The organism is Enterobacter cloacae complex sp. SYL001, from assembly GCF_049237025.1.
GTDB classification, from domain to species: domain Bacteria; phylum Pseudomonadota; class Gammaproteobacteria; order Enterobacterales; family Enterobacteriaceae; genus Enterobacter; species Enterobacter intestinihominis.
The window spans coordinates 50,332-74,049 of record NZ_JBMKJI010000021.1 but is presented as its reverse complement, the minus strand read 5'-3'; the positions used below and the strand labels follow the sequence as shown (position 1 = coordinate 74,049).

Annotated in this window: 22 protein-coding genes; 15 read left to right on the top strand and 7 right to left on the bottom strand. The window is 54.9% G+C overall.

Features of this window, described 5'->3' with window-relative positions:
* The first annotated feature begins 188 nt into the window (after nt 1–188).
* The 14 genes from leuS to lipA all read left to right on the top strand — a co-directional run bounded on the left by leuS (nt 189) and on the right by lipA (nt 15,144).
* The gene (gene leuS / locus ACOTZP_RS17610) at nt 189–2,771 is read left to right on the top strand and encodes a leucine--tRNA ligase (protein WP_015571136.1); all 2,583 of its coding nucleotides are present in this window, start codon (nt 189–191) and stop codon (nt 2,769–2,771) included.
* A 14-nt stretch (nt 2,772–2,785) separates the two neighbouring features.
* The gene (gene lptE / locus ACOTZP_RS17605; protein WP_022647432.1) at nt 2,786–3,355 is read left to right on the top strand and encodes an LPS assembly lipoprotein LptE; all 570 of its coding nucleotides are present in this window, start codon (nt 2,786–2,788) and stop codon (nt 3,353–3,355) included.
* Nucleotides 3,355–4,386, top strand: coding sequence for a DNA polymerase III subunit delta (holA, locus tag ACOTZP_RS17600; protein ID WP_058645953.1), 1,032 nt, complete (start codon nt 3,355–3,357; stop codon nt 4,384–4,386). The genes lptE and holA overlap by 1 nt, the downstream gene beginning before the upstream one ends.
* Nucleotides 4,379–5,044, top strand: a complete 666-nt coding sequence (gene nadD / locus ACOTZP_RS17595) for a nicotinate-nucleotide adenylyltransferase (RefSeq protein ID WP_271074997.1) — start codon at nt 4,379–4,381, stop codon at nt 5,042–5,044. Before holA ends, nadD begins: the two co-directional genes overlap by 8 nt.
* 268 nt (nt 5,045–5,312) lie before the next feature.
* Nucleotides 5,313–5,630, top strand: coding sequence for a ribosome silencing factor (gene rsfS, locus ACOTZP_RS17590; RefSeq protein WP_003858696.1), 318 nt, complete (start codon nt 5,313–5,315; stop codon nt 5,628–5,630).
* A 3-nt stretch (nt 5,631–5,633) separates the two neighbouring features.
* Nucleotides 5,634–6,101 carry a 23S rRNA (pseudouridine(1915)-N(3))-methyltransferase RlmH gene (gene rlmH / locus ACOTZP_RS17585; protein WP_003858701.1) on the top strand — a complete coding sequence of 156 codons (468 nt, stop codon included), beginning with the start codon at nt 5,634–5,636 and terminating at the stop codon, nt 6,099–6,101.
* 28 nt (nt 6,102–6,129) lie between these two features.
* On the top strand, nt 6,130–8,031 hold the full coding sequence (gene mrdA / locus ACOTZP_RS17580) for a peptidoglycan DD-transpeptidase MrdA (RefSeq protein ID WP_015571138.1): 1,902 nt from the start codon (nt 6,130–6,132) through the stop codon (nt 8,029–8,031).
* 2 nt (nt 8,032–8,033) lie between these two features.
* Entirely contained in the window at nt 8,034–9,146 is a 1,113-nt protein-coding gene (gene mrdB, locus ACOTZP_RS17575; protein ID WP_022647428.1) for a peptidoglycan glycosyltransferase MrdB, read from the top strand.
* A gap of 16 nt (nt 9,147–9,162) precedes the next feature.
* Entirely contained in the window at nt 9,163–10,269 is a 1,107-nt protein-coding gene (gene rlpA / locus ACOTZP_RS17570) for an endolytic peptidoglycan transglycosylase RlpA (RefSeq protein ID WP_271074998.1), read from the top strand.
* 139 nt (nt 10,270–10,408) lie between these two features.
* Nucleotides 10,409–11,620, top strand: coding sequence for a D-alanyl-D-alanine carboxypeptidase DacA (gene dacA / locus ACOTZP_RS17565; RefSeq protein ID WP_003858714.1), 1,212 nt, complete (start codon nt 10,409–10,411; stop codon nt 11,618–11,620).
* 107 nt (nt 11,621–11,727) lie between these two features.
* Nucleotides 11,728–11,991: a DUF493 family protein YbeD gene (ybeD, locus tag ACOTZP_RS17560; RefSeq protein WP_003858718.1), complete on the top strand. Its 264-nt coding sequence runs from the start codon at nt 11,728–11,730 to the stop codon at nt 11,989–11,991.
* Nucleotides 11,992–12,085: 94 nt separating this feature from the next.
* A complete protein-coding gene (gene lipB, locus ACOTZP_RS17555; RefSeq protein ID WP_023299587.1) occupies nt 12,086–12,727 on the top strand; it encodes a lipoyl(octanoyl) transferase LipB in 642 nt (213 codons plus the stop codon).
* 291 nt (nt 12,728–13,018) lie between these two features.
* Nucleotides 13,019–13,972, top strand: coding sequence for a YbeF family transcriptional regulator (locus ACOTZP_RS17550; protein WP_022647425.1), 954 nt, complete (start codon nt 13,019–13,021; stop codon nt 13,970–13,972).
* Nucleotides 13,973–14,178: 206 nt separating this feature from the next.
* Nucleotides 14,179–15,144 (top strand): lipoyl synthase, encoded by a 966-nt coding sequence (gene lipA / locus ACOTZP_RS17545; protein WP_006809637.1) that lies wholly within the window; start codon nt 14,179–14,181, stop codon nt 15,142–15,144.
* An 80-nt stretch (nt 15,145–15,224) separates the two neighbouring features.
* Here the strand turns inward: lipA and tatE are convergent, their stop codons facing one another.
* On the bottom strand, nt 15,225–15,428 hold the full coding sequence (gene tatE, locus ACOTZP_RS17540) for a twin-arginine translocase subunit TatE (RefSeq protein WP_022647424.1): 204 nt from the start codon (nt 15,426–15,428) through the stop codon (nt 15,225–15,227).
* A gap of 128 nt (nt 15,429–15,556) precedes the next feature.
* Nucleotides 15,557–16,345, bottom strand: a complete 789-nt coding sequence (locus ACOTZP_RS17535; protein ID WP_271074999.1) for a deaminated glutathione amidase — start codon at nt 16,343–16,345, stop codon at nt 15,557–15,559.
* A gap of 67 nt (nt 16,346–16,412) precedes the next feature.
* Between ACOTZP_RS17535 and crcB the strand changes: the two genes are divergently transcribed.
* Nucleotides 16,413–16,796, top strand: coding sequence for a fluoride efflux transporter CrcB (crcB, locus tag ACOTZP_RS17530; RefSeq protein ID WP_017382474.1), 384 nt, complete (start codon nt 16,413–16,415; stop codon nt 16,794–16,796).
* A 219-nt stretch (nt 16,797–17,015) separates the two neighbouring features.
* On the opposite strand, the gene cspE is transcribed toward crcB, so the two are convergent.
* The 5 genes from cspE to ACOTZP_RS17505 all read right to left on the bottom strand — a co-directional run bounded on the left by cspE (nt 17,016) and on the right by ACOTZP_RS17505 (nt 23,718).
* A complete protein-coding gene (gene cspE, locus ACOTZP_RS17525; RefSeq protein WP_002439184.1) occupies nt 17,016–17,225 on the bottom strand; it encodes a transcription antiterminator/RNA stability regulator CspE in 210 nt (69 codons plus the stop codon).
* A gap of 190 nt (nt 17,226–17,415) precedes the next feature.
* Nucleotides 17,416–17,991: a lipid IV(A) palmitoyltransferase PagP gene (pagP, locus tag ACOTZP_RS17520; RefSeq protein WP_032621658.1), complete on the bottom strand. Its 576-nt coding sequence runs from the start codon at nt 17,989–17,991 to the stop codon at nt 17,416–17,418.
* Between the two features lie 161 nt (nt 17,992–18,152).
* Nucleotides 18,153–21,269 (bottom strand): efflux RND transporter permease subunit, encoded by a 3,117-nt coding sequence (locus ACOTZP_RS17515; protein WP_421633758.1) that lies wholly within the window; start codon nt 21,267–21,269, stop codon nt 18,153–18,155.
* Nucleotides 21,266–22,465 (bottom strand): efflux RND transporter periplasmic adaptor subunit, encoded by a 1,200-nt coding sequence (locus tag ACOTZP_RS17510; RefSeq protein WP_271075001.1) that lies wholly within the window; start codon nt 22,463–22,465, stop codon nt 21,266–21,268. The genes ACOTZP_RS17515 and ACOTZP_RS17510 overlap by 4 nt, the downstream gene beginning before the upstream one ends.
* Nucleotides 22,462–23,718 carry a TolC family protein gene (locus ACOTZP_RS17505; protein ID WP_271075002.1) on the bottom strand — a complete coding sequence of 419 codons (1,257 nt, stop codon included), beginning with the start codon at nt 23,716–23,718 and terminating at the stop codon, nt 22,462–22,464. Before ACOTZP_RS17505 ends, ACOTZP_RS17510 begins: the two co-directional genes overlap by 4 nt.

Sequence of the window (23,718 nt, the reverse complement as noted above, 5' to 3'; positions counted from 1 at the left end):
TCTCTAATAATAGACCTTATTTCGTCGCCGCTTTGTCAGGTGAAGCACAGACCCGGTAAATTCCTGCAAAGTGCATTTGCGTGAAAGGCTGTTTTGACGCGGGCGTTTGGGCTATGCTATGCGGATCTGAATTACCACATCCATTGGCTACATTTGTAGCTGTATTGAACACAGGACCACTGGCTGCCATGCAAGAGCAATACCGCCCGGAAGAGATAGAATCAAAAGTCCAGCAACACTGGGACGAGAAGCGCACCTTTGAAGTAACCGAAGACGAGAGCAAAGAGAAGTATTACTGCCTGTCGATGCTTCCCTATCCTTCTGGTCGACTACACATGGGCCACGTGCGTAACTACACCATCGGTGACGTGATTGCACGCTACCAGCGTATGCTGGGCAAAAACGTACTTCAGCCTATCGGCTGGGATGCGTTCGGCCTGCCTGCTGAAGGCGCGGCGGTGAAAAACAACACGGCACCGGCTCCGTGGACGTACGACAACATCGCGTACATGAAAAACCAGCTGAAAATGCTGGGCTTTGGCTATGACTGGAGCCGCGAGCTGGCAACCTGTACCCCGGAATACTACCGCTGGGAGCAGAAGTTCTTCACCGAGCTGTATAAAAAAGGCCTGGTCTACAAGAAAACGTCCGCCGTTAACTGGTGCCCGAACGACCAGACCGTTCTCGCGAACGAGCAGGTTATCGATGGCTGCTGCTGGCGCTGTGACACCAAAGTAGAGCGTAAAGAGATCCCGCAGTGGTTTATCAAAATCACCGCCTACGCTGACGAACTGCTGAACGATCTGGATAATCTGGATCACTGGCCTGACACCGTTAAGACCATGCAGCGCAACTGGATCGGCCGTTCCGAAGGTGTGGAAATTACCTTTAACGTAGAAAACTACGACCAGACGCTGACCGTCTACACCACCCGTCCGGACACCTTCATGGGCGCGACCTACCTGGCCGTGGCCGCAGGTCACCCGCTGGCGCAAAAAGCGGCGGAAAACAATCCGGAGCTGGCGACCTTTATCGACGAATGCCGCAACACGAAAGTGGCCGAAGCCGACATGGCGACGATGGAGAAAAAAGGCGTTGATACCGGCTTCAAAGCGATCCACCCGCTGACGGGCGAAGCGATCCCTGTCTGGGCCGCCAACTTCGTACTGATGGAATACGGCACAGGCGCCGTGATGGCCGTGCCGGGTCACGATCAGCGTGACTACGAATTTGCCACCAAATACGGCCTGACCATCAAGCCTGTGATCCTGGCTGCTGACGGCTCTGAACCCGATCTCTCTGAGCAAGCGCTGACTGAAAAAGGCACCCTGTTTAACTCCGGTGAGTTCAGCGGCCTGAGCTTCGAAGAGGGCTTCAACGCCATCGCCGACAAACTGGCCTCCCTGGGCGTGGGCGAGCGTAAAGTCAACTACCGTCTGCGCGACTGGGGCGTTTCCCGTCAGCGTTACTGGGGTGCGCCAATCCCAATGGTGACCCTGGAAGACGGCACCGTGATGCCAACGCCGGAAGATCAACTGCCGGTGATCCTGCCGGAAGACGTGGTCATGGACGGCATCACCAGCCCGATCAAAGCCGATCCTGAGTGGGCAAAAACCACCGTCAACGGTCAGCCAGCGCTGCGTGAAACCGACACCTTTGACACCTTTATGGAATCCTCCTGGTACTATGCGCGCTACACCTGCCCGCAGTACAAAGAAGGCATGCTGGATTCCGATGCTGCAAACTACTGGCTGCCGGTAGACATCTATATCGGTGGCATTGAACACGCCATCATGCACCTGCTCTACTTCCGCTTCTTCCACAAACTGATGCGTGACGCAGGCCTGGTCAACTCCGACGAACCGGCAAAACAGCTGCTGTGTCAGGGTATGGTGCTGGCAGATGCGTTCTACTACGTTGGCGCGAACGGTGAACGTAACTGGGTTTCTCCGGTTGATGCGATTGTGGAGCGCGACGAGAAAGGCCGTATCGTGAAGGCGAAAGACGCCGAAGGTCATGAACTGGTTTATACCGGCATGAGCAAGATGTCCAAGTCTAAAAATAACGGTATCGACCCGCAGGTGATGGTTGAGCGTTACGGCGCTGACACCGTGCGTCTGTTCATGATGTTCGCCTCCCCGGCAGATATGACGCTGGAATGGCAGGAATCCGGCGTTGAAGGGGCAAACCGCTTCCTGAAACGCGTCTGGAAACTGGTTTACGAGCACACCTCACAAGGTGATGCGCCAGCGCTGAACGTGGCTGCACTGAGCGAAGATCAGCAGGCGCTGCGTCGTGATGTTCATAAAACCATTGCGAAAGTCACCGATGATATTGGTCGTCGTCAGACCTTCAATACCGCAATTGCGGCTATTATGGAACTGATGAACAAGCTGGCGAAAGCCCCGCAGGACGGCGAGCAGGATCGCGCGTTAATGCGCGAAGCGCTGCTGGCGGTCGTTCGCATGCTGAACCCGTTCACGCCGCACGTTAGCTTCACCCTGTGGCAGGAGCTGAAAGGCGAAGGGGATATCGACAACGCGCCGTGGCCAGTGGCGGATGAATCCGCTATGGTGGAAAACACCACGCTGGTTGTGGTGCAGGTTAACGGTAAAGTGCGCGGTAAAATTACCGTCGCGGTCGACGCAACCGAAGAACAGGTTCGCGAGCGCGCAGGCCAGGAGCATCTGGTCGCGAAATACCTTGAGGGCGTTACCGTACGTAAAGTGATCTACGTACCCGGTAAACTGCTGAATCTGGTCGTTGGCTAAGCGCGGGAGGAAACGTGCGACACCTGGCAACAATACTCTTATCTCTGGCGGTGCTGGTCACCGCTGGCTGCGGCTGGCACCTGCGCAATACCACGGCAGTGCCTGCTCAGATGAAAACAATGATCTTCGACTCATCCGATCCGAATGGACCGCTGAGCCGGGCCATTCGTAACCAGCTGCGTTTGAACGATGTTGAGCTGATCGAGAAGGGAACCCTGCGTCAGGATGTTCCTTCGCTCCGCGTCCTGAAATCAACGCTGTCACAAGACACGGCATCGATCTTCCAGGATGGACGAACCGCGGAATATCAAATGGTGCTTACCGTTGATGCGGCCGTTTTAATGCCAGGTAAAGATATTTACCCTATCAATACCAAAGTCTACCGCTCGTTCTTCGATAACCCGCAGACGGCCCTGGCAAAAGACGCCGAACAGCAGATTATCATCAAGGAAATGTATGATAAGGCCGCGGAGCAACTGATCCGCAGACTGCCTGCCATTGCCGCGTCGACGAAAAAAGGCGCTGACGTTATCGAAACACCGGATGCCAGCACGCCGGATATGCCAACGTCGCTGGGTAACTGATGATCAGGTTGTATCCTGAACAACTCCGCGCGCAGCTCAACGAAGGGCTGCGCGCGGCCTATCTGCTACTCGGCAATGACCCCCTGTTACTTCAGGAAAGCCTTGATGCGGTTCGCCATGCGGCAGCCGCGCAGGGTTTCGATGAGCATCATACGTTCCAGATCGATAACAGTACCGACTGGAACGCTATCTTCTCGCTTTGTCAGGCCATGAGCCTGTTTGCCTCTCGTCAGACAATCCAGATCGTGCTGCCAGAGAATGGTCCTAACGCGGCCATCAATGAACAGCTGACCATGCTGGTGAGTTTATTACACGGCGATCTGCTGCTTATCGTACGCGGCAACAAACTCACAAAAGCGCAGGAAAACGCGGCCTGGTTTACCCAGCTTGCCACCAATGCGGTACTGGTCACCTGCCAGACGCCAGAACAGGCGCATCTGCCAAAATGGGTTGCCGCGCGCGCAAAGCTGCACAATCTGCAACTGGATGATGCCGCCAGCCAGCTCCTTTGCTATTGCTATGAAGGCAACCTTCTGGCACTGGCGCAGGCGCTGGACAGGCTCGCCCTACTGTGGCCCGATGGCAAGCTGACGCTACCGCGCGTGGAACAGGCGGTGAATGATGCCGCGCACTTTACTCCCTTCCACTGGGTTGATGCGCTGCTGTCGGCGAAAAGTAAGCGAGCCCTGCACATACTGCAACAGCTGCGCCTGGAAGGGAGTGAGCCGGTCATTCTGCTCCGCACGCTCCAGCGCGAATTACTGCTGCTGAACAACCTTAAACGTCAGTCGGCACATACGCCCCTGCGCGCCTTATTCGATAAACATCGCGTCTGGCAGAACCGTCGGGCGATGACCACGGAGGCGATAAACCGCTTGAGCCAGGAGCAGTTGCGTCAGGCAGTGCAACTTCTGATGCGCGCCGAACTGACGTTAAAACAGGACTACGGTCAGTCTGTCTGGGCGGAGCTGGAGAGCCTCTCTTTGCTGCTCTGCCATAAGGCGCTGGCAGACGTATTTATCGATGGGTGATATGCATTCTTTACAGGCAATGTATGGCGGGACCTTCGACCCGGTACACTATGGGCATCTTAAGCCGGTAGAAATCCTCGCGAATTTGATTGGGTTGCAGCGGGTAATCATCATGCCCAACAATGTTCCTCCGCATCGTCCTCAGCCAGAAGCAACCAGCGAGCAGCGCAAAGCGATGCTCGCGCTGGCTATCGCAGATAAGCCTCTCTTCACGCTGGATGAGCGCGAATTGCGCAGGGATACCCCTTCCTGGACATCGCAAACGCTGCGGGAGTGGCGCGCTGAGCAGGGGCCCATGCAACCGCTGGCGTTTATCATCGGCCAGGATTCCTTGCTCAACTTTCCCAGCTGGTACCAGTACGAAACCATTCTGGAAAACAGTCATCTGCTGGTCTGCCGTCGTCCGGGCTACCCGTTGACCATGCGCGACGCGCAGCATCAGCAGTGGCTTGTCGCGCATCTGACGGACAATATAGAAGACCTGCACAGTCTACCCGCCGGGAAAATTTACCTCGCTGAAACGCCGTGGTTTGATATTTCCGCGACCCTCATCCGCGAGCGTCTACAGCAGGGTTTAGACTGTGACGATCTCCTGCCCTCGCCCGTGCTGGCCTATATCCACGCACACGGTTTGTATCAGAAAAGTACAGATGCCTGATCATCACCGGCGAAATTGTCTGTTAATGTTTATCCTGCCTTGACAGGCTAAGCCATACTGATATCCTCCGCTGCCAGACTTTCCCGCCGATCGCTGCTTTACAGAAATTGTTTTACAAAAATGGCGATGCAATCTCAGGCGGAGGGTGGGATGATACCCGCCTTCAAAAGCCGGGCGGTGACATTTGTCCCGCGACTGGCGTCAGTTCAGGTATACTGACTGGCCACGAATTCATAGTTGTACAATCTCATTCACCCAGGGGGAAAACTTGCAGGGTAAAGCACTCCAGGATTTTGTTATCGACAAAATTGATGACCTGAAAGGTCAGGACATCATCGCTATCGACGTTAAGGGTAAATCCAGCATCACCGACTGCATGATCATCTGCACCGGGACCTCAACTCGTCACGTTGTTTCGATTGCTGACCATGTTGTTCAGGAATCGCGCGCGGCAGGGCTGCTTCCGCTGGGCGTTGAAGGTGAAGCGACCGCTGACTGGGTGGTTGTCGATCTCGGCGATGTGATTGTCCACGTCATGCAGGAAGAGAGCCGTCGCCTGTATGAGCTGGAAAAACTCTGGGGTTAATGCGTGAAGTTGCAACTGGTCGCCGTCGGCACCAAAATGCCGGACTGGGTACAAACCGGTTTTACTGAGTATCTGCGTCGTTTCCCAAAAGATATGCCGTTCGAACTGGTGGAGATCCCAGCAGGAAAGCGCGGCAAGAACGCAGATATCAAACGTATTCTCGATAAAGAGGGAGAGCTGATGCTGGCTGCCGCAGGCAAAAACCGCATCGTGACCCTCGATATCCCGGGAAAACCCTGGGATACGCCGCAGCTGGCGCACGAACTGGAGCGCTGGAAGCAGGATGGTCGTGATGTCAGTCTGTTGATTGGCGGACCAGAGGGGTTATCTCCCGCCTGCAAAGCGGCAGCAGAACAAAGTTGGTCACTCTCGGCGCTGACGTTGCCCCACCCGCTTGTGCGGGTTCTCGTGGCAGAAAGTTTGTATCGCGCATGGAGCATCACTACCAACCACCCTTATCACCGCGAGTAATGACAGACCAGGGTAATTTAAGCAGCGGATGAAACTACAGAATTCTTTTCGCGACTATACGGCTGAGTCCGCGCTGTTTGTGCGCCGGGCGCTGGTCGCCTTTACGGGGATTTTGCTGCTTACCGGCGTGCTGATCGCCAACCTCTATAATCTGCAAATTGTCCGCTATACCGATTACCAGACCCGCTCAAACGAAAACCGTATCAAGCTGGTGCCCATCGCGCCCAGCCGCGGCATTATCTACGATCGTAACGGCACCCCGCTGGCGCTAAACCGCACCATCTACCAGATAGAGATGATGCCGGAGAAAGTGGATAACGTGCAGGATACGCTGAACGCGCTGAGAAGCGTTGTCGACCTGACTGATGACGACATCGCTGCGTTCAAAAAAGAGCGCGCACGTTCTCACCGCTTCACCTCTATTCCGGTAAAAACCAACCTGACGGAAGTGCAGGTCGCCCGTTTTGCCGTTAACCAGTACCGTTTCCCCGGTGTGGAAGTCAAAGGCTATAAACGCCGCTACTATCCTTACGGCTCCGCGCTGACGCACGTCATTGGCTACGTCTCCAAAATTAACGATAAAGACGTCGAACGCCTTGATAAAGACGGCAAGCTGGCTAACTACGCCGCAACCCATGATATTGGCAAGCTTGGGATTGAACGTTATTACGAAGATGTCCTGCACGGTCAGACCGGGTATGAAGAGGTTGAAGTTAACAACCGTGGCCGCGTGATCCGTCAGCTCAAAGAGGTTCCCCCACAGGCGGGACATGACGTTTATCTGACGCTCGACCTGAAGCTACAGCAGTATATCGAAACGCTGCTGGCGGGTAGCCGGGCCGCCGTGATCGTGACCGACCCGCGTACCGGCGGTATTCTGGCGATGGTTTCTATGCCAAGCTACGATCCGAACCTCTTCGTGGATGGCATCTCCAGCAAGGATTACTCCGGCCTGCTCAACGATCCAAACACCCCGCTGGTGAACCGCGCCACGCAGGGGGTTTATCCTCCAGCCTCAACGGTAAAACCGTATGTCGCCGTTTCTGCGCTGAGCGCGGGCGTCATTACTCGTAATACCAGTCTGTTTGACCCTGGCTGGTGGCAGTTACCTGGCTCTGAAAAACGCTACCGTGACTGGAAAAAATGGGGTCACGGCCATCTGAACGTGACCAAATCACTGGAGGAGTCGGCGGATACCTTCTTCTATCAGGTCGCCTACGACATGGGTATTGATCGTCTGTCTGAATGGATGAGCAAATTCGGCTACGGACATTACACCGGTATAGATTTGGCGGAAGAACGTTCCGGCAACATGCCAACCCGCGAATGGAAGCTGAAGCGCTTTAAAAAACCCTGGTATCAGGGTGATACCATTCCGGTGGGCATCGGCCAGGGCTACTGGACGGCAACGCCGCTGCAAATGAACAAGGCGATGATGATCCTCATCAACGATGGCGTTGTGAAAGTACCGCACCTGCTGCAAAGCACCGTAGAAGACGGCAAAAAAGTGCCATGGATACAGCCGCACGAGCCGCCGGTGGGTGACATTCATTCCGGGTACTGGGAAATCGCGAAAGACGGGATGTATGGCGTAGCCAACCGCCCTAACGGGACGGCGCACAAATATTTCGCTGGCGCACCGTATAAGGTTGCCGCGAAATCAGGTACGGCTCAGGTCTTCGGTCTGAAAGCGAATGAAACCTATAACGCACATAAAATTGCTGAACGTCTGCGTGACCACAAGCTCATGACGGCGTTTGCCCCTTATGATAACCCGCAAGTTGCGGTGGCGATGATTCTTGAGAACGGCGGCGCAGGCCCGGCGGTGGGTACCATCATGCGTCAAATCCTCGACCACATCATGCTGGGTGATAACAACACCGAACTGCCAGCTGAAAACCCGGCAGCCGCTGCGGCGGAGGACCAATAATCATGACGGATAATCCGAATAAAAAATCGCTGTGGGATAAGATCCACATCGACCCTGCCATGCTGCTGATCCTGCTGGCTCTGCTGGTGTACAGCGCCCTCGTTATCTGGAGCGCCAGCGGCCAGGATATCGGCATGATGGAGCGTAAAGTTGGCCAGATCGCCATGGGTCTGGTCATTATGGTGGTGATGGCGCAAATACCACCGCGCGTGTATGAGGGCTGGGCGCCCTATCTCTATATTTTCTGTATCATTTTGCTGGTGGCAGTAGATGCGTTCGGTGCTATCTCGAAGGGGGCGCAACGCTGGCTGGATCTGGGGATTGTCCGCTTCCAGCCGTCAGAAATCGCCAAAATCGCCGTTCCGCTGATGGTGGCGCGCTTCATTAACCGCGACGTCTGCCCGCCGTCGTTGAAGAATACCGCCATTGCGCTGGTGCTAATTTTCCTGCCGACGCTGCTCGTGGCCGCACAGCCTGACCTCGGTACCTCGATTCTCATCGCCCTCTCCGGCCTGTTCGTCCTGTTCCTGTCCGGCCTGAGCTGGCGTCTGATCGGCATCGCGGTGGTCCTGCTGGCTGCCTTTATTCCTATTCTCTGGTTCTTCCTGATGCATGATTACCAGCGCCAGCGCGTGATGATGCTGCTCGATCCCGAGACCGATCCGCTGGGCGCAGGCTATCATATTATTCAGTCGAAGATTGCGATTGGCTCCGGCGGCCTGCGCGGAAAAGGCTGGCTGCACGGGACTCAGTCGCAGCTCGAATTTTTACCGGAACGCCACACCGACTTTATCTTTGCCGTTCTGGCTGAGGAGTTAGGGCTGGTTGGCATCCTGGTGCTGCTTGCACTCTACGTGCTGTTGATCATGCGTGGGCTCTACATTGCCGCACGCGCGCAGACCACCTTTGGCCGGGTTATGGCGGGTGGATTAATGTTGATTTTGTTCGTTTATGTCTTCGTAAATATTGGTATGGTGAGTGGTATTCTGCCGGTTGTTGGCGTACCGCTGCCGCTGGTGAGTTACGGGGGCTCGGCACTGATCGTGTTGATGGCCGGGTTTGGTATCGTCATGTCGATCCATACCCACAGGAAAATGTTGTCCAAAAGCGTATAAAAATAAGGGGATCGCAATGCGTAAGCAGTGGCTGGGGATCTGCATCGCAGCAAGTTTACTTGCCGCCTGTACAAGTGATGATGGTCAGCAACAGGCAACCGTCGCGCCGCCGCAGCCTGCGGTCTGTAATGGCCCGATTGTTGAAATTAGCGGTGCCGATCCCGTTTATGAACCGCTGAACGCCAGCGTGAATCAGGATTATCAGCGCGACGGTAAAAGCTATAAAATCGTTCAGGATCCTTCCCGTTTCAGCCAGGCCGGCTTTGCTGCCATCTATGACGCTGAGCCAGGCAGCAATCTGACCGCGTCAGGTGAAACCTTCGATCCGATGCAGATCACGGCGGCACACCCGACACTGCCTATTCCAAGCTATGCGCGCATCACTAACCTGGCGAATGGCCGGATGATCGTGGTACGTATCAACGATCGTGGCCCTTACGGCAACGATCGCGTGATCTCCCTGTCACGCGCGGCAGCCGACCGTCTGAATACCTCAAATAATACAAAAGTGCGTATCGACCCGATTATCGTGGCGCAGGATGGTTCGCTGTCTGGCCCGGGCACGGCCTGTACCACGGTCGCGAAACAGACCTACGCCCTGCCCGCACGCCCGGATCTAAGCGGTGGTATGGGGGGCGCTTCAATGCCAGCAGAGCCCGCGCAGCCGCAGGGTGAAGTGCACGCCATCAGCAACGATACGCTACAAAGTGAAGATGCGACAGGCGCCCCGGTGAAAAGCAGTGGTTTCCTTGGTGCACCCACCACGTTAGCGCCGGGCGTGATTGAATCAAATGAACCTGCCCCAGCGCCTGCGCCCGTTGTTGCTGCACCCGCTACACAACCCGCCCCGGTGACCGCACCGGCTGCTACGCAGACTGCGGCGCCTGCGACGGCGAGCGGCAGCTACGTGGTTCAGGTTGGCGCCGTCAGCGATCGGGCCCGTGCAGATCAGTATCAGCAGCGTTTAAGCCAGCAGTTTGGCGTGCCAGGCCGCGTTGAGCAAAACGGTGCGGTATGGCGTATCCAGATGGGTCCGTTTGCCAGCAAATCGCAGGCAGCGTCCCTGCAACAGCGTTTGCAGAGCGAGGCGCAGCTCCAGTCGTTTATCGCTGTTGCGAAGTAATTAATCGGTGGTATCCGAAATGTCAGTTTGTGTAAACCACGTTAACACTCTCATGATGAAAGTCGGATGCCTGCCCGTATAGCATTTGCTATAGTAAGGCACTTTTTTTAATTCCATCACGGATGTCGTAGTTCTGACCATGAAGACCACTTTTTCTGCTCGTTTTGTGCAGCGCATGGCGCTGACCACGGCCCTTTGCGCTGCTGCGTTCTCCGCAGCTCACGCGGATGACCTGAACATCAAGACCATGATCCCTGGCGTTCCGCAGATCGACGCGGAATCCTACATCCTGATTGATTACAACTCCGGCAAAGTTCTGGCAGAACAGAACGCCGATGCCCGCCGCGACCCGGCCAGCCTGACCAAAATGATGACCAGCTATGTTATCGGCCAGGCCATGAAAGCGGGTAAATTTAAAGAAACCGATCTGGTGACTATCGGTAACGATGCGTGGGCAACCGGCAACCCGGTGTTCAAAGGTTCATCGCTGATGTTCCTGAAGCCAGGCATGCAGGTTCCGGTCTCTCAGCTTATCCGTGGCATCAACTTGCAGTCCGGTAACGACGCCTGCGTGGCAATGGCCGATTTTGCAGCGGGCAGCCAGGACGCGTTTGTGGGCCTGATGAACAGCTACGTCTCTGCGCTGGGCCTGAAAAACAGCCACTTCCAGACCGTTCACGGCCTGGACGCCGAAGGTCAGTACAGCTCCGCGCGTGACATGGCGCTGATCGGTCAGGCGCTGATCCGCGACGTGCCAAACGAGTACTCTATCTATAAAGAGAAAGAGTTCACCTTCAACGGCATTCGTCAGACCAACCGTAACGGCCTGCTGTGGGACAATAGCCTGAACGTCGACGGCATCAAAACTGGTCACACCGACAAAGCCGGCTATAACCTGGTGGCTTCTGCCACTGAAGGCCAGATGCGTCTGATCTCTGCCGTGATGGGAGGCCGCACGTTTAAAGGACGCGAAACGGAAAGTAAAAAACTGCTGACCTGGGGCTTCCGCTTCTTCGAAACCGTGAATCCGCTGAAAGCCGGTAAAGAATTTGCCTCTGAACCTGTCTGGTTTGGCGATAACGACCGTGCTTCCCTGGGTGTGGACAAAGATCTCTATCTGACGATCCCACGCGGTCGTATGAAAGATCTGAAAGCCAGCTACGTGCTGAATACCACCGAGCTGCACGCCCCGCTGCAAAAGAATCAGGTCGTGGGTACCATCAACTTCCAGCTGGATGGCAAAACCATCGATCAGCGCCCGCTGGTGGTGCTGGAGGAAATTCCTGAAGGCAATTTCTTCGGCAAAATCATTGATTACATTAAGCTGATGTTCCATCACTGGTTTGGTTAAAAATTGAACACTTGAAAGTGTGATTTTGATCCCCATATACTACGTATCAGTAAAACTCCCGCCCCGTGGCGGGAGTTATTATTTTTTATACACACGCCGGAGCTGACATGAAAACCAAACTTAACGAACTGCTTGAATTCCCTACCCCTTTTACTTACAAAGTAATGGGTCTGGCGAAACCTGAGCTGGTTGATCAGGTGGTTGAAGTGGTACAGCGCCATGCGCCGGGCGACTACTCTCCATCAGTCAAACCGAGCAGCAAAGGTAACTACCACTCGGTCTCAATCACCATCACTGCGACACACATTGAGCAGGTTGAGACGCTGTACGAAGAGCTCGGCAATATTGAAATTGTTCGTATGGTGCTGTAGTCCTTCTGCGGTTACCCGGTTTGCCGGGTAACCCACTTCCCCGCTGTGATATACTCCCCGTTACCTATTCTCCCTTGTCTTCGGAGACATCCTTTTGTACCAGGATAAAATTCTTGTCCGCCATCTTGGGCTACAGCCTTACGAGCCTGTCTCTCAGGCTATGCATGACTTTACCGACAGGCGCGATGACACCACGCCTGATGAAATCTGGCTGGTTGAACACCTGCCGGTGTTCACTCAAGGCCAGGCAGGAAAAGCCGAACATTTATTGATGACGGGCGATATCCCGGTGATCCAGAGCGATCGCGGTGGACAGGTGACCTACCACGGCCCGGGCCAGCAGGTGATGTATGTTCTGCTTAACCTGAAACGCAGAAAGCTGGGCGTGCGTGAGCTCGTGACCTTACTGGAGCAAACCGTGGTCAATACGCTGGCTGAGTACGATATTGACGCTCACCCTCGCGCCGATGCCCCGGGCGTTTATGTGGGAGAGATGAAGATCTGTTCGCTGGGGCTGCGTATCCGCAAAGGCTGCTCGTTCCACGGGCTGGCGCTGAATATCAATATGGATTTGGCCCCCTTCCAGCGCATCAACCCATGTGGGTATGCCGGTATGGAAATGACGCAAATGCGCCAGTGGGTCGATACCGCCACGCCTGACAATATCCGGCCCGTGCTTCTGAAGAACTTTTTAGCACTGCTTAACAATCCCACCTACGAATATATTGCTGCTTAACTTACCTTGGGCAGTGGCTCAATTATTTGACCAGCCACTGCTTAATTACCGCATTTACGCTTTACAATAAACCGCATATTCTATATTTTCGAGTCGCCCATATATTAGCGTCACATATTAATTAGAACCTTAATAGAACCATCGCCGGGTTTCGTGTAACGTGCGTGACAATCACCCAACTGCTTGTTTTCGATAAATAATGGAAACTTACTAAACACTTTACGAATCTCTGCAAGCATAATAAATAAATTCAACTATCATTCATATTGTGAATGGATACGGAGTAAGAGCGTGGAGCCTACTAATTTACCAGCCAAACGCCTGAATGAAACCAGCGGCGAAGATAAGCCGCAAATTTTTCGGACTTTACGTAATATTGATCTCAATTTATTGACTATTTTTGAGGCGGTATATGTCCATAAAGGTATCGTTAATGCTGCGAAAATTCTTAATCTCACGCCCTCTGCTATTAGCCAGTCAATTCAAAAATTGCGCGCGATATTTCCCGATCCGTTATTTATTCGTAAAGGCCAGGGCGTAACCCCAACCGCGTACGCCACCCATCTGCACGAGTACATCAGCCAGGGTCTGGAATCAATACTGGGCGCGCTGGATCTCACCGGCAGTTATGATAAGCAACGAACTATCACCATAGGCACCTCTCCCTCAGTGGGCGTTCTGGTCATGCCGGCCATCTATCAGGCGGTGAAACAGCATGCGCCACAGTTGCTTATTCGCAACGTGCCCGTCACCGATCCGGAAACACAGCTGGCGCAATTCCAGACGGACCTGATCATCGACGGCAATAGCTTTACGGCCAGAGCGTTAGGGCATAACGTACTTTATACCGACACTCTGGCGCTCGTTTGTCGTCAGGCTCACCCTGCGTTGAGCGCACCTTTGACGCCAGAAAATTTGCGCCATTACGAACATGCGACATTTATGTCCGAAGGACAGGGTCAGGATCCGCTGCGACAACGTATTGACGAACTGTTCCCGGACCGTCCGATCAGCTTTAGCAGTTACAATATGTTTACCCTCGCGGCCCTGATTGGCAGCAGCGACTTGCTCTGTATAATGCCTGTGCGTCTCTTCACTTTGCTTCAAAAGTGCTGGCCACTGGAGAGCATTCCATTAAGTCAACTTACGACGGAATCTATTGAAATCTCACTGCATTACAACAAGCTAAGCCTGCGCGATCCGGTGCTGGAAAACGTCATCAATGTGATCCGCCAGACTTTTTGATCCGCCTTTCAGCGTAAGGCCCTGCCGCATGCGGGGCAAAAGGCACAAAACAACAACTATTTTACAAATTGGCGACCTGGCAGGCTGCTTTACCGCCCCTTTAAATGTTATACTGCCTGTCGTTCGTTCAAAAATAGTTGATAATTACAACATTCCCTTGAATTGAAACGCTTTCCTTCGATATTCGCAACTGGAACACGCACGCTATGAGTAAACCCATTGTGATGGAACGCGGTGTTAAATACCGCGATGCCGATAAAATGGCCCTTATCCCGGTTAAAAACGTGGCTACAGAGCGCGAGGCGCTGTTAAGAAAACCGGAATGGATGAAAATTAAACTTCCGGCTGATTCTTCGCGTATTCAGGGGATCAAAGCGGCGATGCGCAAAAATGGCCTCCACTCTGTCTGTGAAGAGGCCTCCTGCCCTAACCTTGCTGAATGTTTCAATCACGGTACCGCGACGTTTATGATTCTGGGTGCCATCTGCACCCGCCGCTGTCCGTTCTGTGACGTTGCTCATGGCCGTCCTGTTGCGCCTGACGCTAACGAACCGCAAAAACTGGCGCAGACCATTGCCGATATGGCGCTGCGTTATGTTGTTATCACCTCCGTTGACCGTGACGATCTGCGCGATGGCGGTGCTCAGCATTTCGCTGACTGCATTACCGCCATCCGCGAAAAAAGCCCGAACATTAAGATTGAGACGCTGGTGCCGGACTTCCGTGGCCGTATGGACCGCGCGCTCGATATCCTGACCGCGACGCCACCAGACGTGTTCAACCACAACCTGGAGAACGTACCGCGTATCTACCGTCAGGTGCGTCCAGGTGCAGATTACAACTGGTCGCTGAAGCTGCTGGAGCGCTTTAAAGAAGCCCATCCGCATATTCCTACCAAGTCTGGCCTGATGGTGGGACTGGGTGAAACCAACGCTGAGATCATTGAAGTGATGCGCGATCTGCGTCGCCACGGCGTCACCATGCTGACGCTGGGCCAGTACCTACAGCCAAGCCGTCACCACCTGCCTGTACAGCGTTACGTGAGTCCGGATGAGTTCGATGAAATGAAAGCCGAAGCGATGGCGATGGGCTTTACCCACGCTGCGTGCGGTCCGTTTGTTCGCTCCTCTTATCACGCCGATATGCAGGCGAAGGGCGAAGAAGTGAAATAAAGCTGTAAAACTTATTTACAGTAAAACAAAAAACCGGCCTCGTGAGCCGGTTTTTTTATGCAAGCCTTGCAGCATTGCCATTACTCTTTGTGTGAAAGCTTCTGTGCTGCGATGTCATCTTCGGCACTTTTCTTCGCTGCCGCGTCGTCATCGTTCATTGCTTTCTTAAAGCCTTTAATGGCAGCACCCAGGTCTCCACCCAGCGTGCGTAACTTCTTGGTACCGAACAGCAGGACGACCAGTGCGGCAACCACCAGCAGTTTGGTAATACTAATCTCACCCATAAATACCTTCTTTACATGAAACAGGCTGCATTCAGCGCCAAAGAAACCTGAACGTATTAACGGTCATCAGGCGCGCGCACACAATAGCAATCTGTAACAAGGTGAATCAAGCATTGTTGAAAAAAACATCATATTAATTGCGGTGGCGCAAACCTGCGGTTGCGCAGAACAGGTAATTGCTGACGCGCAAGCGTTATTCGTGCTGACGTTATCTCCGTCATCAGTAAAGCAGGCGCTTCCGCCGCCGCGGCTACGGTCACTCCCAGCGGATCGACAACCCTGCTCTGCCCGATATTTTTATTGCCACATTCACCCGCAGCCACTACATAGCAGGTGGTGTCCAGCGCGCGTGCGGCCAGTAGCGTTACCCAGTGATGCTCCTTAAGCGGTCCTCTGACCCACGCGGCGGGCAGAACCAGCACCTCGGCCCCCTGTAGTGCCAGGTTCAGCGCCAGCTCCGGAAAACGGATATCGTAGCAGGTCATCAGGCCAACCTTAAAACCCTCCACCTCAATCAGCGGCGGAATTACACTCCCCGGATCGACCAGTCGCGACTCCTGGACGCTGAACGCATCATACAGATGAAGTTTGGCGTAGCTTGCGACAATAGCGCCTTCACGTATCGCCACCAGCGTGTTCACCGCCCGCCCCGGCGTGGAGGGAACATGGATAGTCAAAATGGTGGTGAGCGCGTTACCGACGCTTTCGGCCAGCAGTCGTTTCAGAAACGCCCCTTCCAGCATTTGCGCAGACTTTACCGACAGGTCCGGATCGCCATCATCGCGCGCCAGTAACGCTTCAGGAAGCACCAGCAGCGCCGCCCCTTTTTGCTTCGCCTGGTTCATCAGGGAGATGCACTTGTCCGCGTTTTCATTCCAGTCCGGCGTCACCGCAAACTGCCCTACTGCAACATACATAATTGTCTCCCGGTTAAAAACAGCGTTACACTCGACGCACTTACACAGCAAATAGCAGGTATTGACAGTGTTACAACTACTTATAGCCGTTTTTATTGGTGGGGGCACGGGTAGCGTTGCGCGCTGGCTCTTAAGCATGCGGTTTAACCCGCTGCATCAGGCCATTCCGATGGGGACACTGGCGGCAAACCTGATCGGGGCATTTATTATCGGGATGGGGCTGGCGTGGTTTAATCGCATGACCAACATCGACCCTATGTGGAAGGTACTGATTACGACCGGTTTCTGCGGCGGTTTAACGACGTTTTCTACCTTCTCTGCGGAGGTGGTGTTTCTGTTTCAGGAAGGCCGGATGGGCTGGGCGCTGACGAACATTGCCGTTAACATGCTTGGCTCGTTTGCGATGACTGCGATCGCATTCTGGTTATTTTCCTCCGCCAGCGGACATTAAGCGCGACAACCTTAATGTTGGCTTAATTTTTCTCTGTCATTCTTGGCTCAATATTGAACGAGGGTGATAGCATGAGAGAGAATCTGTCAGGCGTGGGTATGGTATTGCTAAGCGTCGCGATCGTCGCCAGCTTTCTGAAGATCTATCTTTTTGGTTGATTCATAACGAAAAAAACCCGCTCATTGAGCGGGTTTTGAAATTCTTGCTGACGCGTCTGAATTACAGAGCGATTACGTTAGCAGCAGAAGGGCCTTTGGCACCGTTAGTGATTTCGAACTCTACGCGCTGACCTTCAGCCAGAGTTTTGAAACCATTAGACTGGATTGCAGAGAAGTGTACGAACACGTCTTTGCTGCCATCTTCAGGAGTAATGAAACCGAATCCTTTGGACTCATTAAACCACTTAACGTTACCTTTAATCTTAGACATCAAAATTACCTTTACATTAAAAAACGACACAAATGCTGTGTCGGGTATCAGTACAACAATTGTGAGGCGTTTTGTCCAGCGGATCTTTGATAAAAAGTGACAAAAGTCGCGTTAATTTTCGCTGTCCGATTTTTATCCTTTACATTTCTATGTCTGTGCGTTTTTTGGCCGATTTACCAGACAAATTCAGTTAAAACTGAAACCGCATCCAGGCAAAGTAAACGTTACCGTTGTTATACGTACCCGGTATGTAGGTCATCTGAAACGTTGCCGGACCATAGCCGATGGAGGCAAGCGGCAACAGTACCGGAACAGGAATGTATTTCCAGTTATCACGCGCCGTGAACCCTGCCGTATAGCCCAGCCCAAGACGGAAGTTGTCGTCTGATAACGGACGCCAGGTTTTTTCCCAGCCGTAGCCACCAATAGGCTCCCATTTATTGTAGGAGTCCTTAAACGCCATCAGGTACAGGCCATGCCAGTTACCTTTTTCATCCCAGCGAGACTGACCGAAACCAGCCCCCCACGGACGCTCGTTATAACGGTCTGTTTTTTCTTTATCGTAGGCAAAACGTGCATGCCACGTAATGGCCGGAATATAGAGATCGTAATGTTCAGGTTCGTTCCATGTTTGCGCGACGTTATCCGTGAAGGTGGTGAACCAGCTTTTATCCGCTGTATTGCTCTGTGCATTAACAGCAGACGCAAATGATAACTGCGCAATAATAAACAATAAAATCAGGGGGAATTTAATTCGTACAATCACAATGCCATTACCATATTTAGTATTCGGTGCAGACCTTAGCACAGAATACTTGAATGAACGCTTAACAGCATGGGTGTTATTCCTAATTACCATCCCGTTCCTGAGAATAGTCTGACGATACATAAACTGCATGCCTGAATAAGCACATGCAGTTGACATTTTTAACGTTGATGTAACAATTTGTAGAGTGCGGGAATAACTAACATCGACAATAACGGTGCAGTAACCATGCCACCAATCATCGGTGCAGCAATACGTTGCATCACCTCCGAGCCACTCCCATTGCCCCACATGATGGGCAGCAGTCCCGCCATAATCGTGGCGACCGTCATCACCTTCGGACGCACGCGCAGCACGGCACCTTCGTGGATCGCCCGCAATAGCACCGTATTTCCCCCTTCTGGCTCAAGCCTGTGATATTTATCAAGCGCATGATTCAAATATAGAACCATAATTACGCCGAATTCTGCTGCCACCCCGGAAAGGGCGATAAAGCCAACGGCCCCCGCCACAGACAAATTATATTCAAGCAGCCATAATAACCACACCCCACCAATAAGCGCGAAAGGCAATGTCCCCATTATTATCAGGACATTTGATATCCGCCTGAAGGTTAACCATAAAAGGATGAATATAATCATCAGCGTGACAGGTAAGACTATTTTAAGCGTCGCGGTCGCCCGTTCCAGATATTCAAACTGCCCGGACCAGGAGAGAGATACGCCCTGCGGCAATACCACCTTCTCCTCCACCCGTTTTTGCATTTCATCTACGGCGGACTTCAGATCGCGCCCGCGTAAGTCCACGTAGATCCAGCTGGAAAGGCGCGCGTTTTCACTTTTTAGCATCGGTGGGCCTTCCGTCACGACGATATCGGCCAGTTCCCCCAGCGCCACCTGGCTACCGCTGGCGGTTACTACCGGCAACACCCGCAACGTGTCGACGTTATCACGCAAATCGCGGGGATAACGCAGGTTGATGGGGTACCGCTCGCGTCCCTGGATCACCTCACCAATGTTATCGCCCCCGACCAGCGTGGAGACCAGGCTTTGCAGTTCATCGACGGAAACGCCGTAGCGCGCGGCTTTTTGCCGGTCGATACGAATATCCACGTAGCGCCCGCCTTCCAGTCGCTCCGCCAGCGCCGAGGAGACGCCAGGAACGTCCTTCACCACCTGCTCAATCTGCCGGGCCACGCGCTCAATGTCGGCAATATTATTGCCGTTCACCTTAATGCCGACCGGGCTTTTGATCCCGGTTGCCAGCATGTCCAGACGGTTACGGACAGGGGGCACCCACACATTGGCAATGCCCGGCAGCGACACGGTTTTATCGAGTTCCTCCACCAGCTTTTGCGGCGTCATTCCAGGCCGCCACTGTTCGCGGGGCTTAAAGTGGATAGTTGTTTCCAGCATGGTTAATGGCGCGGGATCGGTTGCCGACTCCGCCCGACCAGCTTTGCCAAACACGCTCGCCACCTCCGGTACGCTTTTGATCAAGCGGTCCGTCTGCTGAAGCAGCCGCGATGCCTCGCGAGCAGAGATCCCCGGCAGCGTGGAGGGCATATAGAGTAAATCCCCTTCATCCAGCGGCGGCATAAACTCACTCCCCAGGCGGCTCAGCGGCCAGAGCGTGGCGATCAGCAGCAGACATGCCAGTGCCAGGGTCGTTTTCGGGAAGGTCAGTACCTTATCAAGCAACGGCTCATACAGGCGGATCAGGAGGCGGTTTATTGGGTTTGCCTTCTCATCCGGGATTTTCCCGCGAATAAAGAAGCCCATTAGCACCGGTACAAGGGTGATCCCAAGCCCGGCGGCCACGGCCATCGACCAGGTTTTGGTGAACGCCAGCGGCGAGAACATTCGCCCCTCCTGCGCTTCCAGCGAAAATACCGGTATAAATGACAGCGTGATGATTAACAGACTGCAAAACAGCGCCGGTCCCACTTCAACCGCCGCCTTTTCCGCCAGACGCCAGTACTCTCCCGACGCAGGCTCCTTGCCCGGATTATCATGCCGCCACTGCTCCAGCACCTTGTGCATATTTTCAATCATGACAATTGCCGCATCCACCATCGCTCCGATGGCAATGGCGATCCCGCCGAGCGACATCATATTCGCGTTAATGCCCTGATAGTGCATCACCACAAAAGCCCCGAGGATCCCCAGCGGCAGAGAAACCATCGCCACCAGCGCGGAACGCAGGTGGAACAGGAACAGCGCGCACACCAGTACCACCACGGCAAACTCTTCGAGCAGCTTGTGCGTCAGCGTTTTGACCGACTCCTCAATCAGCCTGGAGCGATCGTAGACCGGAACAATCTCGACGCCCTGCGGCAGCGTTTTTTGCAGCTCGCTCAGTTTCGCTTTTACCGCGCGAAGGGTTTCCAGCGCGTTCTGCCCGTAGCGCATCACGATTACGCCGCCAGCAACCTCCCCTTCACCGTTAAGCTCCGCCACGCCCCGGCGGATCTCCGGGCCAATGCCAATGGTGGCGACATCTTTCAGCAGGACAGGCACGCCATTGCGGGTGGCGATCACCACATTGCGAAAATCCTCCAGCGAGCGCAAATAGCCCGTTGTCCGCACCATATACTCCGCTTCGCCCATCTCCAGCAGGGCGCCGCCGCTCTCTTTATTGGCGGCCTGCACCGCGCCGGATAGCTGGCTGTGGGTAATATTCAGCGCGCGCATTTTCGCCGGGTCCGCCACGATCTGATACTGACGCACCATTCCGCCAATGCTTGCCACTTCAGATACATTCGGTACCGTCTTAAGCTCGAACTTAAGCGTCCAGTCCTGAAGGGCCCGCAGATCTGCCAGGCTGTGTTTTCCACTAGGGTCGATCAGCGCATATTCGTAGATCCAGCCCACGCCCGTCGCATCCGGCCCCAGCGACACCTTCACGCCCGGCGGAAACTGCGCCTGTACCTGGCTTAAATATTCCAGCACCCGGGATCGCGCCCAGTAGAGATCGGTGCCATCCTCAAACAGCACATACACATAAGCGTCACCAAACATTGAAAAACCGCGCACGGTTTTGGCGCCCGGCACAGACAACATGGAGGTTGTCAGCGGCCAGGTCACCTGATCTTCAATCACCTGCGGCGCTTTCCCGGGGTAACTCGCTTTGATAATGACCTGCACATCAGACAGATCGGGCAACGCGTCCAGCGGTGCGCGCTGCACCGCCCACCAGCCCCAGCTGGCCATCATCAGCGCGGCCAGGATCACCAGCAGGCGGTTACGCAACGAGGCGCGAATCACAGCGGCAATCATGGCGTCACCTCCGGCATCACGCTACGCAGGCTGGCTTCGGAATCAATCAGGAATTGCCCGGACGTCACCACCTTATCGCCCTCTTTGACCCCGGACAGGATCGCCGTCCAGCCCTGCGCCGTCAGGCCGGTTTTCACCGTCACAGGCTGAAAATAACCGTCCCCGGTAGCCAGCAGCAGACGCGCAGACTCTCCGCTGTTAATCACCGCTTCTTCCGGCACCGCCAGCACCGGCGGGCCTTTCAGCTCTTCCGCACACCTGACGGAGAGGTACATGCCCGGCTTCAGCTTATGTGCGGAATTTTCCAGCACGATACGGGCTTTCAGGGTTCGCGTGGCCGCCTCCATCTGCGGCAGCAATTCGCTGACCGTGCCGTGGAACTGCTCCCCCGGCCAGCTTTCTGAGGTTGCTACCACCTTGCTGCCCACCGCCAGAGACTGCGCCTGCGTTTGCGGGTAGTCGACCACCAGCCAGACCGGATTGAGGCTGGCGATCTCAAACAGCGGCGCCGTTGCGGTGATTTGCGCCCCTTCCCGCACGTCCAGCTTCACCACATAGCCCGCCCGGTCGGTGCGCAGAATGAGCGTGGTCTGCGGCTTACCGCTACGCTCCAGCAAACGAATGACCTCTTCTGGCATAAACTGCAACGCCAGCCGCTCGCGAGCGGCGCGGGTCAATGCGGCATCGCCAAGCTGACGAACCGCGAGATACTCCTGCTGGGCGGCGGTCCACTGCGGGATCCACAGTTGCGCCAGCGCCTCTCCGGCTTTTACCTGCTGCTGCGGCGCATTAACAAACAATTTTGACACCACGCCATTGGCCGGGGCTGACAACACCGAGACGTTACGTTCATCCGTTGCAACCGTGGCAAAGGCCGAGAACGGCGAAACCAGCTGGCGCATCTCAACGTTGGCGGTTTTCATCCCCAGGTTTTGCTGCTGTTGAGTGCTGATGGCCACGCCTGACGCCGCCTGCGCTTCATCGGCGTAGCGTGGGACCAGATCCATATCCATAAAGGGGGATTTACCCGGCTTATCGAAGCGCTGACCGGGCACCATGGGGTCGTACCAGTAAAGCACCTTGCGTTCTGAGGGTTGTGAAGCCGCATCCGGCTGATGCGTCTGCTTCTGTCCGACAAAATAGCCGCCAGCGACAGCTATCGCGATGGCAATCGCCATTAACGTTGTTTTTTTCATTGCGCCAGCTCCTGCGGGATCAGCCAGTTCACGGCAGCCCAGGTTCGCGCCATTTCGCGCTCCGCCTGGTTCACCGCCAGTTCCGTATCCAGTACGCCACGACGCGCCTCCAGCAGGGCCGGAAGCGCCGACTGTCCAGAGCGATATTGCGCCGTCAGCACTGTCAGCCGTTGACGCTGCAACGGTAGTACCTCGTCTCGCTGTCGCTGCCACACCGTTTGCGCAGCCTGATACTGCGCCACCAGCGTTTGCACCTGGGCAATGTGTTCGCGTTTGAGCAGCGTCAGTTGATCCACCGCCTGCATTGAGCGGGAAACATCGGCGGCGTAATCCTTGTCCTGACGTTTTGACTGGAACAGAGGCAGATCCACGCTGAACATCACGCCAGCCATATCGTCATAGCCTTCGGCGCGGTGGGCGTAATAGACCTCCACATCCACATCGGGTATCGCTGCCACGGCAGATTGCGCTGAACGCGCTTTCGCGGTCTCTGCTTCACGTCGCGCGGCCTCCACTTCCGGGTGTCTGGCAATCCCCTCCTGCAACGTTTTTTCATCGGCAGGAAGGCGCTGATAGCGCGGCAGCGGACCGCGAACCGCCGTAATAGCGTGCCCTGTTAGCTCCAGCAGACGGCTTTGCGCCAGCTGCACATCCCGCTGCGCCAGCGTCTCTTTGTCGCGCATGGCGCTGAGGATCATTTGCAGGGCCAGTACGCTGTCCGGCGTTGCGCCTCCCGCCCCGACGCTCGCCTTCTGCACGCCCCGCTGGCGTTCCGTTTCACGGACCAGCGTTCTGGCCGTTTTCAGCGCCTGCTGTGCCAGCGCCAGATCCAGCCAGGCCTGGGCGGTATCACGCTGAAGCGCGGCACGTACGGCCTCGGATTTTGCCAGCACGCTTCGCGCCTGCGCCTGAAAAGTCTGTGCTTTACGTTCCCGCTTCTCTGAGCTGACGTAGCTTTGCATGATGCCAACCTTCTGCATGGTCATCCCTTCGCGCGTAAGCCGCCGATCGTTGCTGCCCTGTACCGGCACGTTTTCAATACCGAATTTCAGTTTTGGATCAGGTAATTGCGTGGCGGAATCCGCCATCGCATCCAGCGCCTGCGCTTCGTTACGGCTGGCGGAGAGTTCTGCCGAGTAGCGCTGGGCTTCGGTCAGGGTGTGTTCGAGCGTCCACGGCTCCGCCTGCGCGGCGGAGGTTAACAGGCCGAACAACACCCCACCGAGCCACAGGCTCAGTGTGTGTTGTTTCAT